This window comes from Streptomyces sp. GQFP (assembly GCF_021545335.1).
Lineage (GTDB): Bacteria > Actinomycetota > Actinomycetes > Streptomycetales > Streptomycetaceae > Streptomyces.
Genome location: NZ_CP089312.1, coordinates 1,160,741 through 1,174,672, shown reverse-complemented (window position 1 = coordinate 1,174,672; position 13,932 = coordinate 1,160,741). Strand labels below are relative to the sequence as shown.

13 protein-coding genes and 1 pseudogene are annotated in these 13,932 nt (G+C 70.1%); 5 read left to right on the top strand and 9 right to left on the bottom strand.

Going from position 1 to position 13,932, the window contains the following annotated elements; genetic code table 11:
* Positions 1–60: 60 nt before the first annotated feature.
* On the bottom strand, positions 61–1,080 hold the full coding sequence (locus LUX31_RS05185) for a glycoside hydrolase family 43 protein (RefSeq protein ID WP_235473451.1): 1,020 nt from the start codon (positions 1,078–1,080) through the stop codon (positions 61–63).
* 158 nt (positions 1,081–1,238) lie between these two features.
* On the opposite strand from LUX31_RS05185, the gene LUX31_RS05180 reads away from it, so the two are divergent.
* Positions 1,239–3,080: an ABC transporter ATP-binding protein gene (locus LUX31_RS05180; RefSeq protein WP_235473450.1), complete on the top strand. Its 1,842-nt coding sequence runs from the start codon at positions 1,239–1,241 to the stop codon at positions 3,078–3,080.
* Positions 3,081–3,180: 100 nt separating this feature from the next.
* Positions 3,181–6,555, top strand: a complete 3,375-nt coding sequence (locus tag LUX31_RS05175; protein WP_235473449.1) for a pyruvate carboxylase — start codon at positions 3,181–3,183, stop codon at positions 6,553–6,555.
* Between the two features lie 20 nt (positions 6,556–6,575).
* Here the strand turns inward: LUX31_RS05175 and LUX31_RS05170 are convergent, their stop codons facing one another.
* The 4 genes and pseudogenes from LUX31_RS05170 to LUX31_RS05155 all read right to left on the bottom strand — a co-directional run.
* Positions 6,576–8,456: an ABC transporter ATP-binding protein gene (locus LUX31_RS05170; RefSeq protein WP_235479797.1), complete on the bottom strand. Its 1,881-nt coding sequence runs from the start codon at positions 8,454–8,456 to the stop codon at positions 6,576–6,578.
* A 327-nt stretch (positions 8,457–8,783) separates the two neighbouring features.
* Entirely contained in the window at positions 8,784–8,939 is a 156-nt protein-coding gene (locus LUX31_RS05165) for a hypothetical protein (RefSeq protein WP_235473448.1), read from the bottom strand.
* Positions 8,940–9,149: 210 nt separating this feature from the next.
* The gene (locus LUX31_RS05160) at positions 9,150–9,677 is read right to left on the bottom strand and encodes an NUDIX hydrolase family protein (RefSeq protein WP_235479796.1); all 528 of its coding nucleotides are present in this window, start codon (positions 9,675–9,677) and stop codon (positions 9,150–9,152) included.
* An 88-nt stretch (positions 9,678–9,765) separates the two neighbouring features.
* Positions 9,766–9,948, bottom strand: a pseudogene (locus LUX31_RS05155) (response regulator transcription factor); the annotation flags it as partial.
* Between LUX31_RS05155 and LUX31_RS05150 the strand changes: the two are divergent.
* Together LUX31_RS05150 and LUX31_RS05145 are read left to right on the top strand one after the other, a co-directional pair.
* Positions 9,948–10,262 (top strand): cupin domain-containing protein, encoded by a 315-nt coding sequence (locus LUX31_RS05150; protein WP_235473447.1) that lies wholly within the window; start codon positions 9,948–9,950, stop codon positions 10,260–10,262. The pseudogene LUX31_RS05155 and the gene LUX31_RS05150 sit on opposite strands and share 1 nt — an antisense overlap.
* Positions 10,259–10,948, top strand: coding sequence for an SDR family NAD(P)-dependent oxidoreductase (locus tag LUX31_RS05145; RefSeq protein ID WP_235473445.1), 690 nt, complete (start codon positions 10,259–10,261; stop codon positions 10,946–10,948). The genes LUX31_RS05150 and LUX31_RS05145 overlap by 4 nt, the downstream gene beginning before the upstream one ends.
* 29 nt (positions 10,949–10,977) lie before the next feature.
* Here the strand turns inward: LUX31_RS05145 and LUX31_RS05140 are convergent, their stop codons facing one another.
* From LUX31_RS05140 to LUX31_RS05130, 3 genes are all read right to left on the bottom strand, one after another.
* A complete protein-coding gene (locus tag LUX31_RS05140; protein WP_235473444.1) occupies positions 10,978–11,460 on the bottom strand; it encodes a Dps family protein in 483 nt (160 codons plus the stop codon).
* 60 nt (positions 11,461–11,520) lie between these two features.
* Positions 11,521–11,763, bottom strand: coding sequence for a WhiB family transcriptional regulator (locus LUX31_RS05135; RefSeq protein ID WP_235473442.1), 243 nt, complete (start codon positions 11,761–11,763; stop codon positions 11,521–11,523).
* Between the two features lie 135 nt (positions 11,764–11,898).
* Complete coding sequence (locus LUX31_RS05130) at positions 11,899–12,747, bottom strand: alpha/beta hydrolase (protein ID WP_235473441.1); 849 nt, start codon at positions 12,745–12,747, stop codon at positions 11,899–11,901.
* 211 nt (positions 12,748–12,958) lie between these two features.
* Here LUX31_RS05130 and LUX31_RS05125 point away from each other — a divergent pair, with 211 nt between their 5' ends.
* Positions 12,959–13,741, top strand: a complete 783-nt coding sequence (locus LUX31_RS05125; protein ID WP_235473439.1) for a sulfite exporter TauE/SafE family protein — start codon at positions 12,959–12,961, stop codon at positions 13,739–13,741.
* Here the strand turns inward: LUX31_RS05125 and LUX31_RS05120 are convergent, their stop codons facing one another.
* On the bottom strand, positions 13,742–13,924 hold the full coding sequence (locus LUX31_RS05120; RefSeq protein ID WP_235473438.1) for a hypothetical protein: 183 nt from the start codon (positions 13,922–13,924) through the stop codon (positions 13,742–13,744).
* Positions 13,925–13,932 lie beyond the last annotated feature (8 nt).

Here is a 13,932-nt window from a genome sequence, read left to right as displayed (position 1 = left end):
GCCAGGTCCCCCCGATGATCGAATGTTCCGAAGACCGGCGTTGCGCATTGTTCTGGTGCGTCAGCCGCCGCCGTCCAGGTCGGCGCGGCGGCGCAGCACCCGTAGCTCCTGGCCGGCGAACTCCATCTCGTACAGCTTGCCCCGCGCGTTCTCGAAGGGGCGGTGGAGGATCATCATCAGCCGGCCGTCGAACGTGTGGAAGAGCATGCCGTGGCCGCTGTCCTCGCGGACCAGCGGCCGGTGCTGCTGCCAAGGCCCCTCGATGCCGCCCGACTTCGAGGTGGCGTAGGTCTGCACGTAACCGCCGCTGATCGTCCCGTCCTTGCCGGCCATGTTCTTCTCGTACGTCGACCACAGCATGAGCAGGGAGCCGTCAGGGGTGCGGTGGAGCTGCGGGCCGTCGGTGACATAGGGCGCGAGCTGATGCGGCCGGCCTGCGGGGATCTCCTCGGTGATCCAGGACGCGTCCGAGGCCTTGAAGAGGAAGACCGGGTCTCCGATCGTGCGGGACAGGTCCGGGGCCAGGCGGATCGCCTCCATCGTTCCGTCGATCGTTTGCAGCCACTCGTGTGCGTACACCATCCACGGCTGCCCGGACGGATCGATGTACAGCGTGCCGTCGAGGGTCATCAGGTTCGCGGGTGGGGTGGGGCGCGCGGGGTCTACGACGGTGAACGGGCCCAGCAGCGCGGAGGACACAGCTGTGATCGTGCCGCGCATGTAGGACGGGACCTGGAACGGCGTACCCCACTGGTTGGGCGGAGGCAGCGGAAGCGGTCTGTCCTCGTTGTGGAGTGTCGTGAACAGGTAGTACCGGCCGCCCCATTCGTGGACCTCCGGCGCCCAGCCGCCGTCGGTCGCCCAGATCCCCTGCTGCTCGGCGGTGAGGAAGGCCACGACCGGGCGCGTCCAGTCGCGCAGGTCGGGGCTGCGGTAGACCATCGTGCCGGTGCCGTCCACGCCCGACACGGACGGGTCGTTGGACGTGTAGAGGTGATAGGTGCAGGTCCTCGCGTCGGCGACGACGAACGGATCGTGCAGCGGCATGTCGGGAAGCCGCATCGGTTCGGTGTCAGCCATGGCCGGAGAATACGTCGCCCCTGCAAGGCCCCCTGTTGGCTGGGTTGTCGGCCAAGTCCGTGGCCGAGAAAAACGCTTGGACTGCCCCGGCGCCGTCGCGGGACACTGCGATGCCCGAAATGCGTACCGGGCCGCCGTTTCGACACCACAGGATTGGCATGGAATCGTCTGAATCGCGCGGGGTCACGCCGGGCAAGGGCTCGGTGCTCCTCGCACTTCGTTACTACGGACGGGAGTTGGCCCGCCTCCGGCGGCTGACGGTACCCGCGATGCTGCTGCCGGCGCTGGGCAACATCGGGATCAACTACATCGCGCCGCTGATCGTCGCGAAGCTCGTCGGCCGTATCGCGGGCGAGGACGGGATCAGCGTCGGCGCCACGCTGCCGTACGTCCTCGGCTTCGGCGGTGTCCTGCTGCTCTCGGAGGTGCTGTGGCGCGGGGGCCTGCACTGTCTGAACCGCGTCGACGCCCGGGGCATCGAGCATCTGTACGTGATCGGCATGGACGAACTGTTCGCCAAGGACGCCTCGTTCTTCCACGACAACTTCGCCGGGTCGCTGACCAAACGGGTCCTGAGCTTCGCCTCCCGGTTCGAGGAGTTCGTCGACACGATCACGTTCCAGGTCGTCGGCAGTCTGGTGCCGCTGCTGTTCGGGTCGGTGGTGCTGTGGCGCTATGAACCGCTGCTGGTCGTCGGCCTGTTGGCGATGATCGCGCTGACGGCGGTGTGCGTGGTGCCGCTCATCCGCCGCCGTCAGGCGATCGTCAACAAGCGCGAGGAGGCCATCGCCCGGGTCTCGGGCCATGTCGCCGACAGCCTGATGAACATGGACACGGTCCGCGCGTTCGCCGCCGAGGAGCGCGAGGCCGCCGAGCATCGGTCCCGCGTAGCGGCCTCGCGGCGGCTCATGCTGCGGTCGTGGGACTACGGCAACCTGCGCATCGACACGCTGGTCGCGCCCCTGTCCGTGCTGACCAACGCCCTGGGCCTGCTGCTCGCGGTCACCCTGGCCGGAGGCGGGCACGGCGTGGAGGCGGTCGTCGTCGCCTTCACCTACTACTCGAACGCGACGCGGATCATGTTCGAGTTCAACCAGATCTACCGTCGCCTCGAAAGCTCGATGACGGAGGCCGCGCAGTTCACCGAGCTGCTGCTGACGTCGCCGACCGTGCTCGACCCGGAGTCCCCGGAGGCCCTGCTGTCCCGGGCCGCCGACGTCCGCTTCGAGAACGTGACCTTCGCCCACGCGGGCGCGGAACCGCTCTTCCAGGGACTCGACCTGGCCGTGCCCAGCGGGTCGAGGATCGGGCTCGTCGGCCGTTCCGGCGGCGGCAAGACCACGCTCAGCAGACTGCTGCTGCGCATGACGGACATCGACTCCGGCCGGATCCTGATCGGCGGCCAGGACATCAGCCGACTGCGCCAGACGGACCTGCGTAGCCTGATCGCCTACGTGCCGCAGGACCCGGCGATGTTCCACCGCACCCTGCGGGACAACATCGCGTTCGCCCGCCCGGACGCCACCGACGCCGAGATCCGCCGCGCGGCCGAGGCGGCCCACGTCACGGAGTTCGCCGACGCGCTGCCGGAGGGCTTCGACACCATGGTCGGCGAGCGCGGGGTCAAACTCTCCGGCGGACAGCGCCAGCGGGTTGCCCTCGCCCGGGCGATCCTGCGCGACGCGCCGATCCTGCTGCTCGACGAGGCCACCAGCGCCCTCGACTCCGAGAGCGAGATCCTCGTCCAGGAGGCGCTGTGGCGGCTCATGGAGGGGCGGACGGCGCTCGTGGTGGCGCACCGGCTGAGCACGGTCGCCTCCATGGACCGGCTCGTCGTCCTCGACCGCGGCCGGATCGTCGAGCAGGGCACGCACCAGGAACTCCTCGCGACGGAGGGCGCGTACGCCAAGCTGTGGCAGCACCAGTCGGGCGGCTTCCTCGACGACGAGTCCTTCGACGACCCGGTCGACGACAGTCCCGCGCGGGCCGATCTGCTCTAGACGTGGGTTTGATGGCTGCTAGTGGCCCGGTTCACATGGCGCAAGTCGGGCCGGGCCGACACCATGGGGCGCGTCACCGGCAGGCTGAAGGGATCCATTGATGTTCCGCAAGGTGCTGGTCGCCAACCGTGGTGAGATCGCGATTCGCGCGTTCCGAGCCGGCTATGAGCTGGGCGCGCGGACCGTGGCCGTCTTCCCGCACGAGGACCGCAATTCACTGCACCGGTTGAAGGCCGACGAGGCGTACGAGATCGGCCAGCCGGGACATCCCGTCCGGGCGTACCTCTCCGTGGAGGAGATCGTCCGCGCCGCGCGGCAGGCGGGAGCGGACGCCGTGTACCCGGGCTACGGGTTCCTGTCGGAGAACCCCGATCTGGCGCGGGCCTGCGAGGAGGCCGGCATCACCTTCGTCGGGCCGAGCGCGGACACCCTGGAGCTGACCGGCAACAAAGCGCGTGCGGTGGCCGCCGCCCGCGCGGCTGGCGTACCGGTGCTCGGGTCCTCGGAGCCCTCCTCCGACGTGGACGAACTCGTCCGCGCCGCCGGGGACATCGGCTTCCCGGTGTTCGTCAAGGCCGTCGCCGGCGGTGGCGGGCGCGGTATGCGGCGGGTCGAGGACCCCGCCCAGCTGCGCGAGTCCATCGAGGCGGCGGCGCGCGAGGCGGCCTCCGCGTTCGGCGACTCCACGGTCTTCCTGGAGAAGGCCGTCGTCGAACCCCGTCACATCGAGGTGCAGATCCTCGCCGACGGCGAGGGCAACGTCATCCACCTGTTCGAACGCGACTGTTCGGTCCAGCGCCGCCACCAGAAGGTGATCGAGCTGGCCCCCGCGCCGAACCTCGACCCGGAACTGCGCGACCGGATCTGCGCCGACGCCGTGCGGTTCGCCCGGGAGATCGGCTACCGCAACGCCGGCACCGTGGAGTTCCTGCTCGACCGCGAGGGCAACTACCACTTCATCGAGATGAACCCGCGCATCCAGGTCGAGCACACGGTCACCGAGGAGGTCACCGACGTCGACCTCGTCCAGTCCCAGCTGCGCATCGCCTCCGGCGAGACGCTCGCCGACCTGGGGCTCTCCCAGGAGACGGTCACCCTGCACGGGGCCGCGCTCCAGTGCCGTATCACCACCGAGGACCCGGCCAACGGCTTCCGCCCGGACACCGGGAAGATCAGCGCCTACCGCTCGCCCGGCGGTTCGGGCATCCGCCTGGACGGCGGCACCACCCACGCCGGTACGGACATCAGCGCGCACTTCGACTCGATGCTGGTCAAACTCACCTGCCGGGGACGCGACTTCAGCACCGCGATCGGCCGGGCCAGGCGTGCCGTGGCCGAGTTCCGCATCCGCGGCGTGGCCACCAACATCCCGTTCCTGCAGGCCGTGCTCGACGACCCGGACTTCCGGGCCGGGCAGGTCACGACGTCGTTCATCGAGAAGCGCCCGCATCTGCTCACGGCACGTCACTCCGCCGACCGCGGTACGAAGCTGCTCACCTACCTCGCCGACGTCACCGTGAACAAGCCGCACGGCGAACGGCCCGAGCTGAGCGACCCGGTCACCAAGATCCCGGCCCTGTCGGCAGGGGAACCGCCCGCCGGCTCCCGGCAGCGGCTCGTCGAACTCGGCCCGGAGGGCTTCGCCCGCTGGCTGCGCGAGTCACCGGCCATCGGCGTCACCGACACGACGTTCCGCGACGCCCACCAGTCGCTGCTGGCCACCCGGGTCCGTACGAGGGACATGCTCGCCGTCGCCCCGGTGGTGGCACGCACCCTGCCCGAGCTGCTCTCCCTGGAGTGCTGGGGCGGCGCCACCTACGACGTGGCCCTCCGCTTCCTCGCCGAGGACCCGTGGGAACGCCTGGCCGCACTCCGCGAGGCCGTGCCCAACATCTGCCTCCAGATGCTGCTGCGCGGCCGCAACACCGTGGGCTACACGCCGTACCCGACCGAGGTGACCGACGCCTTCGTCCAGGAGGCCGCGGCCACCGGCATCGACATCTTCCGGATCTTCGACGCGCTGAACGACGTGGGGCAGATGCGGCCCGCCATCGACGCCGTACGGGAGACGGGAACGGCGATCGCCGAGGTCGCCCTGTGCTATACCTCCGACCTGTCCGATCCGTCCGAGCGGCTCTACACCCTCGACTACTACCTCCGGCTCGCCGAACAGATCGTCGAGGCGGGCGCCCACGTCCTGGCCGTCAAGGACATGGCGGGGCTGCTGCGGGCTCCGGCCGCCGCGACCCTCGTATCGGCGCTGCGCCGCGAGTTCGGTCTGCCGGTGCATCTGCACACCCACGACACGGCGGGCGGTCAGCTGGCCACCTACCTCGCCGCGATCCAGGCGGGCGTGGACGCGGTCGACGGGGCGGTGGCGTCGATGGCGGGCACCACCTCGCAGCCGTCGCTGTCGGGCATCGTCGCCGCGACCGACTACTCCGAGCGGTCCACCGGGCTGAGCCTCGCCGCCGTGGGCGACCTGGAGCCGTATTGGGAGAGCGTCCGCAAGATCTACGCGCCCTTCGAGGCGGGCCTCGCCGCGCCGACCGGGCGGGTCTATCACCACGAGATCCCCGGCGGGCAGCTCTCCAACCTGCGCACCCAGGCGGTCGCCCTGGGCCTCGGCGACCGCTTCGAGGCGATCGAGGCGATGTACGCCGCCGCCGACCGCATCCTCGGCCGGCTGGTGAAGGTCACCCCTTCGTCGAAGGTGGTCGGTGACCTCGCGCTCCACCTGGTGGGCGCCGACGTCTCGCCGAAGGACTTCGAGGCGACGCCGAACAGGTTCGACATCCCCGACTCCGTCATCGGCTTCCTGCGCGGCGAGCTGGGCAACCCGCCCGGCGGCTGGCCGGAGCCGTTCCGCACCAAGGCCCTGGAGGGCCGCGCCGCCCCCAAGCCCGTCCAGGAACTGACCGCGGACGACCGCGAGGGGTTGGTGAAGGAGCGGCGGGCGACCCTCAACCGGCTGCTGTTCCCCGGGCCGACCCGCGAGTACGAGACACACCGTCAGACCTACGGCGATACCAGCGTCCTGGACAGCAAGGACTTCTTCTACGGGCTGCGCCCGGGGAAGGAGTACTCCGTCGACCTCGAACCGGGTGTACGGCTGCTCATCGAGCTGGAGGCCGTGGGCGAGGCCGACGAACGCGGTATGCGTACGGTGATGTCCACCCTGAACGGCCAGCTGCGGCCGATCCAGGTGCGGGACACCTCGGTCGCCTCCGACATCCCGGCGACGGAGAAGGCCGACCGGGCCAACCCCGGCCATGTCGCCGCGCCCTTCGCCGGGGTCGTGACCCTCGCCGTCACCGAGGGCGACGAGGTGGCGGCCGGTGCCACGGTGGCCACCATCGAGGCGATGAAGATGGAAGCCTCGGTCACCGCCTCGAAGGCCGGGAAGGTGACGCGGCTGGCCATCAACCGGATCCAGCAGGTGGAGGGCGGCGATCTGCTCGTCGAGATCGGCTGAGGCGGGGCGGCCGGCGCTTCTCAGGACGCCTGTCCGCCGTAGTAGTAGCCCTCGGGGCCGGTGAACTCGGCGTACGGGGGAGGCGTGAACATCGGCGGGAACGGTTCGGCCGGTCCCGCCGACGTCTCCGTCCGGGAGCTGTGTAGATGGGCGTACGTGCCGCCCAGGGCGAGGAGTTCGTCGTGGCGGCCGGACTCGGTGATGCGGCCCCGGTCGATGACGAGGATGCGGTCGGCGTCGGGGGCCAGATCCAGGTCGTGCGTGATCACGATGGTGGTGCGGCCGGCCATCAGCCGGCGCAGCGGTTCGACGATGCGGCGGGAGGCGATCGCGTCGAGGCCGGTCGTGGGCTCGTCGAGGACGAGGACCGGTGCGTCGCGCAGTACGGCCCGGGCGATGGCGAGGCGCTGCAACTGGCCGCCGGACAGCCGTGCCGAGTTGGGGTCGACCCGGGTGTCGTACCCGTCGGGGAGCGCGGTGATGAAGTCGTGCGCGTCGGCCGTACGGGCCGCCTCCTCGATGGCGTGGTCGCTGGCGCCGGGCCGGCCGCAGGCGATGTTGGCGCGGACCGTGTCGTGCAGGACCAGGGTCTCCTGGGGCAGCAGGGCGACGTACTCGCGCAGCCGGTCCAGGGGGAAGTCCCTGAGCGGGGTGCCGTCCAGGAGGACGGCGCCGGAGTCGGGGTCGTAGAAGCGCAGCAGGAGCTTGGAGAGGGTGGACTTTCCGGCCCCGCTCGGCCCGGTGACGATCACCAGTTCGCCGGGGCGCACGGTGAACGACAGTGAGTCGAGCGCCGTGGCGTCGGCTCCCGGGTAGCGGAAGGAGACGTCCCGCACCTCGACGCTGCCGTCGGGCCGCCTGGTCCCGGCGCGCTCGGGTCCGGCCGGGTCGCTGACGGCGGGCCGGGAGTCCAGTATCTCGATGAGCCGCTCGGCGCCGGCTGTGGCGGCTGTGATGACCAAGCCCAGCTGGGCGAGGCCGCGGATCGGCGGGTAGAGGTAGCTGAGGAGGGCGGCGAACGCGAGCAGCTGACCGAGTGTCATCTGCCCCTCGGAGATCTCCCAGACGCCGATACCGATCACGGCCAGCACGCAGATCGTCTCGATGACCTGTACGAGCTGCCCGTACGCCTGGTTGAGGCGGGCCGAGCGCACGGAGGCCCGGAACCACGCCGTCGCCTCCTGCTTCAGCTTGCGCCGCTCGGCGTCCTCGCGGCCGTACGCCTGGGTGAGGACGAGGTTGCCGAGGGACTCCTCCACCACGGAGGTGACCGCGCCGTCGGCGATCCGGCCGTCCCTGGCCACGGACTTGACGCCGGCGGAGAACCTCCGTGCGGCCAGCCAGAACAGCGGGGCGAGGGCGAAGGTCACCGCGGCGAGGTCCCACTGCAGCCAGAACGCGGCAGCCGCGTAGAAGACGGCGCTGAACAGCGCGGACGCGGTGCCGATGAGACCGGAGACGGCCATCTGCTCGATGGCCTCGATGTCCCCCGTCAGCCGGGAGAGCAGATCGCCCTGGCGGTGGCGCTGGAAGAAGTGCGGGGGCAGCTTCTGCACATGGTCGAAGACCCGTTCGCGCAGCCGCATCACGAACCGCTCCGACACCCACACGGAGAGGGAACCGCCCGCGTACCCGATGGCCGCGCCCACCACGGCGATGGCCAGCCACTGCGCGGCGGGCGTCCAGAAGGCGTCGAGCGAGCCGTTCTGGAGCGCGTTGTCGGTGAGGTCGCCGAAGAGCAGGATGGCGGACGTCTCGGCGAGGGCGCCGAGGACGGTGCACAGCCAGACGGCCACGAGCCAGCGCCGCAGCCCCTTCGTCAGCGGCCAGAAACGACGAAAGGCCGTACGGGCGGGGACGGTGGGGGTGGTGGACGATTCGTATTCGTCGTCGACGTAGATGTCGTCCGGTTCGTCGTAGATATTGCCCGGATCGCTCCCCGCATTCTTTTCCGAATTGATCGGGAATCCGTATTCGGACAATTCAATACCCGGTGGGACGCTTCGCGGATGGCCGGTCCCTGAATTGCCCCTGGTTTTGGTCGCACGCATGATTCTCCTGTGATGCATGACTTTACGGAGCAAGCTCCCGTGGTTTCCGGGACTTTGCTCGATCGCCAGGTGTTTCCGGGGAGATCCACAGTCCGTGCACAGTGCAGCGGAGCGGTGCGGAAACGCCGGGAGGGCCGGTGGAACACCACCGGCCCTCCCGTGTGAGCAGGGATTACGTCAGTTGCCGGCCCGGGGCGGGACGGGCTCGCCGGGTCGCGGGCGCCGACGGCGCGCCTGCTGCGCGTCCTGCGGGGGCTGCGGGAACTGGTTGGCGTTCGGGTTCGCGTTCGCGTTCCGCTGCGGGGTGAGCGGGGCAATAATCCTGAAGCTCATACTGACTCCTTCTGAGTTTCCAGTACTGCACGGGACGATTCCGCTTGGACGGGCAGGGGCTCAGGGCTCTCGCCCCGGGCTTTCCCGCCGCCCTGATGAAAGAAAACTTAACACGGCCCCGTGCGGTGTTAGTCGAAATCTCAGAATTCAATTGCCATGGGAATGCTGTGAGAACCTTGGTAATTCCTGGGTTTTGATTGTCCGCCCAGCTCAGGACAGGCGGCCGACATGGGCCAGGGCCTGCTTGAGGAGCACTCCCTGGCCGCCCGGCATCTCGTTCTGCACCAGCGGGGAGGAGGCTTCCTCGGGGCTGAACCAGACCAGGTCGAGGGCGTCCTGGCGGGGGCGGCAGTCGCCGGCCACCGGGACGATGTAGGCGAGGGACACCGCGTGCTGGCGCGGGTCGTGGAACGGGGTGACCCCCAGCGTCGGGAAGTACTCCGCGACGGTGAAGGGCTGCGGGGAGGCCGGGACCCGGGGCAGGGCGACCGGGCCGAGGTCCTTCTCCAGGTTGCGCAGGAGGGCGTCGCGCACCCGCTCGTGGTGCAGGACGCGGCCCGACACCAGGGCGCGGCTGACCGTGCCGTCCGAGCCGATGCGCAGGAGGAGGCCGATGCTGGAGACTTCGCCGTTGTCGTCGACGCGCACCGGTACGGCTTCGACGTACAGGATCGGCATCTTCGCGCGAGCCTGTTCGAGCTCGTCGGGTGCCAGCCAGCCGGGCGTGGTTTCGATCATGTCAGACATTGGCTGATCGTACTTTCAACTCGTCCTGTTTCTGCATAGCCGTTCCACGTCGAACGCGCCACATCCGGGGCGGGGGGCCTCACGCCTCCGGGCGGGCGTGCCCGTTCTGCCAGGCCCAGGCCGCGATCTCCACCCGGTTCCGGGCGGCCGGCTTCAGCTGCACGCTCGACAGGTGTGTCTTGACCGTGGAGAGGGAGACGAACAGGGCGGAGGCGATCTCGGCGTTGGTGTGCCCGAGGGCGACCAGCCGGACCACGTCGAGTGCAGTACGCGCCCGACGACGTCGCCGGGACGCACGACCACCCCTTCGAGGAGACGTACTTGATCCTCGAAGGGGTGGTCGACGCCACCTTCGACGGCGAACGTCATCGTCTTCGCCACGGCGACACGGCCTGGGCGGGCGCCGGTTGTGTGCACGGCTTCACCAACGCCGGTGACGGGCCCGTCCGTTGGCTGGAGACACAGGCCCCGCAGCCACCGCCGCGCCACTCCTACCGGTTCACCCGGGACTGGGACCACCTGAAGGACGTACTGGGAAACGCGGGCGATGGGGACGATGGGGAGGAACGGGCATGAGCAGTGTGGTCGTTGTCGGTGGTACATCCGGAATCGGCCGCGAGTTCGCCAGCGCGCGCGTCGAACGCGGCGACGAGGTCGCCCTCACCGGCCGCGATGCCGATCGCGCCGGCACGGTGGCCAAGGAGATCGGCGCGCGGGGCCTGGCCCTCGACCTCTCGCGGCCCCGGGACATCGCCGCCGCGCTCGCCGACGTCGAGCGGGTCGACCATCTCGTCCTCGCCGGTGTCTCGCGCGACGAGAACCGGGTCACCGCGTACGACATCGACGCGGCCCTCCATCTCGTCACCCTCAAACTCGTCGGCTACACCGAGGTTGTGCACACGCTGCGCCCGCGTCTCCACGACGCGAGTGCCATCGTGCTGTTCGGCGGCCAGGCCAAGGAGCGGCCCTACCCGGGTGCGACGACGGTGGCGACCGTCAACGTCGGTGTAACCGGGCTCGTCCGTACCCTCGCGGTCGAACTCGCGCCGATCCGGGTGAACGCCGTGCATCCGGGGGTAGTTGGCGACAGCCCGTACTGGCGGAACAGACCCGCGGAGGTGCTGGAGGGCCTGCGTGCCCACACACCCGCCGGCCAACTCGCCACGATGGCCGACGTGGTGGACGCCGTGGACTTCCTGCTGCGCAACCGGTCCGTCAACGCGATCGACCTGAGCGTGGACGGGGGCTGGCTGTTGGGGTGAGCGAGTCCGCAAGTCCGAAGAGAAGCAGGTCAGTTGGCGCGCTGTGCGTTCTCCGCCTCGAACATCCAGCGCTGCTTCTCCAGTTCGGCCGTGATGCCGATCAGCAGATCCTGGGTCACCGGGTCGGCCTTCTCCGTCGCCTCGATACGTTCGCGCAGGCGCCCGATCGCCGTTCCCAGCGCGTCGACGAGGAGCTGCACGACCTCCGTGTCCTGCAGCCAGCCGTCCTTCGGGTCCTGGAACGGAAGGGACGAGGCGATGGTCTCGGGGCGGCCGTCCGGCGGCACACCGAGGGCCGCCGCGCGCTCCGCGACCGTGTCGGAGAAACCGCGGGCTGCCGTCACGACCTCGTCGAGCTGCAGATGGATCGAACGGAACCTCGGCCCCACGATGTTCCAGTGGGCCTGCTTCCCGATCAGCGACAGCGCCAGCAGATCCACCAGGGTCCCTTGCAGGGCGTCACCGGTGATCCGGCGCTCCGGCTCGGGCAGGCTGCTCTTGACGACAGTCATGGGTGCTCCTCCTTGTGATACGGCGTGCGTGCTGCGGTGGCCCGGTTTCCCGTTCTTCCGTCACCGGACCCGTTCTCTGGCGGTACGGAGCAGTTCGGCGCGTTCGTCCTCGCCGGTGCCGCCCCACACGCCCGACGTCTGCCCGCTGCGCAGGGCCCAGTCCAGGCACTGCGCGGCCACCGGGCAGCGGGCGCACACGCGTTTCGCGGTGGCGATGTCCCGCAGCGCCGGCCCTGCCGTGCCCACGGGGAAGAACAGTTCGGGGTCCTCTCCCGCGCAGGCTGCTTGCCGCAACCACTCCATGGGGACGCGGGTTCCCAGGACGGATGGGCGGAAACGTGAGGGAATCGGCCGCATGAGGCGGGGGAGGGGTGAGCGGGGGCCGGAGGGGAGGGGGATCAGCCGTGCGAGGGAGGGATCGTTGGGACGGGAACGGGGTCATGCGGCCCGGGTCGCGAGCACCCGGTCCACGAAGGCGGTCAGTTCGTTGAAGGCCGCCGCTCTGTTCGTCTCCAGGAAGACGTCGTGCCGGGAGCCCGGGAAGATCCGCTCGGTCCAGTCGAAGCCGCGCAGCTCCTCGACGCCGACGCGGCTCCCGGCGAGCGGGACGAGCCGGTCGTCGTCGCCGTGCAGCCACAGCAGCGGCAGCGCTCCGATGTCACCGCTCTTCGCCACGGTCGCCAGCGTCCGTACGAACGCCTCCAGCGTCGGCCGTTTCATCGGGCCGTGCCAGACCAGCGGGTCCGCCGCGTACGCCGCCCGGACCGCGGGGTCGCGGGAGAGCGCGGCCGGGCTGATGGGCCGGTCGGGGATCTCGTCGAGCGCGAGCAGCCGCCCCGGGAGGTCCCAGTTGCCGAGCACGGGCGCGGAGAGCACGAGAGCGGCCAGTTCACCCCGGTACCGCTGCGCGAAGCGGGCCGCGACGAGACCGCCGGTGGAGTGGCCGATCAGGACGACCGGTACGCCGGGGTGGGCGGCCCGGGCTCGACCGGCGACGGTGTGTAGATCGGTGACGACGTCCTCGAAGTCCTCGATCACCGCCCGCTCGCCCGCCGACCTGCCGTGCCCCTGGTGATCGGGGCCGAGGACGGTCGCGCCGTGGGCCACGAGGACGTCGGCGAGTTCCTCGTAGCGGCCCATGTGTTCGGCGTACCCGTGGGAGAGGAGGGCGAGATAGCGGGGCGGTTCGAGCGGACGTTCGGAATCACTCGGAGTCGGGCGGGGCCATTCGCGGACGGCGACCGCACCTCTGGTGCCGGTGAGGACGTACTCGTGGAACTCGGCCATGGCTCCTCCGGCTGCGTCGTGGACGGGGTGAGTGGAAGGTGTTGCGCGCAAGGGTGTGTCTGGATCTTCCCAGGGGAGGGGCGGCCGGTCCACGGTGACGCGTCGGCCACCGTCTGTGGCCGGACTCGGACGGGGGCCGCGTGGGGCAGGGGTCACCTGGCGAGAAGCTCCTTACGGTGGCCAGTTCGGTGGGCATAGCATCGGTCTCCGCATGAACACGATGACGCTCTGGCACATAACGCACTGGGAGTTCGCCGCGCTGGCCGCCGCGGCGCTGCTCGTCGGCTTCTCCAAGACCGCCGTCAGCGGGGCCAACACGGTCAGCCTGGCGATTTTCGCGGCCGTCCTGCCCGCCCGCGAGTCCACCGGCGTACTGCTGCCGATCCTGATCGCGGGGGACGTCCTCGCCGTCCTGACCTACCGCAGACACGCCCACTGGCCGACGCTGTGGCGGCTGTTCCCGGCGGTCGCGGTGGGCGTGGTCGTCGGCACGGTGTTCCTGGTGTGGGCGGACGACGAGGTCGTACGGACCTCGATCGGGGCGATCCTGCTGCTGATGGCCGGGGTGACGGTGTGGCGCCGACGCCGGGCGGACGCGGAAGCGGAGGAGGACGACCCGGACGCGGTGAGCACACCCGCCGGCCGGATCAAGGCCCGCTCGTACGGCGTCCTCGGCGGCTTCACGACGATGGTCGCCAACGCGGGTGGCCCGGTCATGTCGATGTACCTCCTGTCGGCCGGCTTCCGAAAGCTCGGCTTCCTGGGCACGTCGGCGTTCTTCTTCCTGATCGTCAACGTCTCGAAGGTCCCCTTCAGCGCAGGCCTGGGCCTGATCGACGGCCACTCCCTGCTCCTTGACGCCGCACTCGTGGTGTTCGTGATCCCCGGGGCGTTCATCGGCAAATGGGCTGTGAACCGAATCAACCAGCGATTGTTCGAACAGTTGGTGATCGCGGCGACGGTGGTGGGCGGGGCGCAGTTGCTGCTGCGCTGATCAGCGGGGGTTCGGGTGGCGGCTGGTGCTGACCGATGCCTGGATGCGGTCGGCGGCGCGCAGGGAGGCAGCGACGAACTGTCTGATGTGGGTGAGGTGGCCGTGACCCCGACGCCGGGGCACCCGGATTGTCGAGGCGACGGTCTCCCACAGCCGGGCACCTGACACCTGGCCGTGGTTCACCCCGGCCA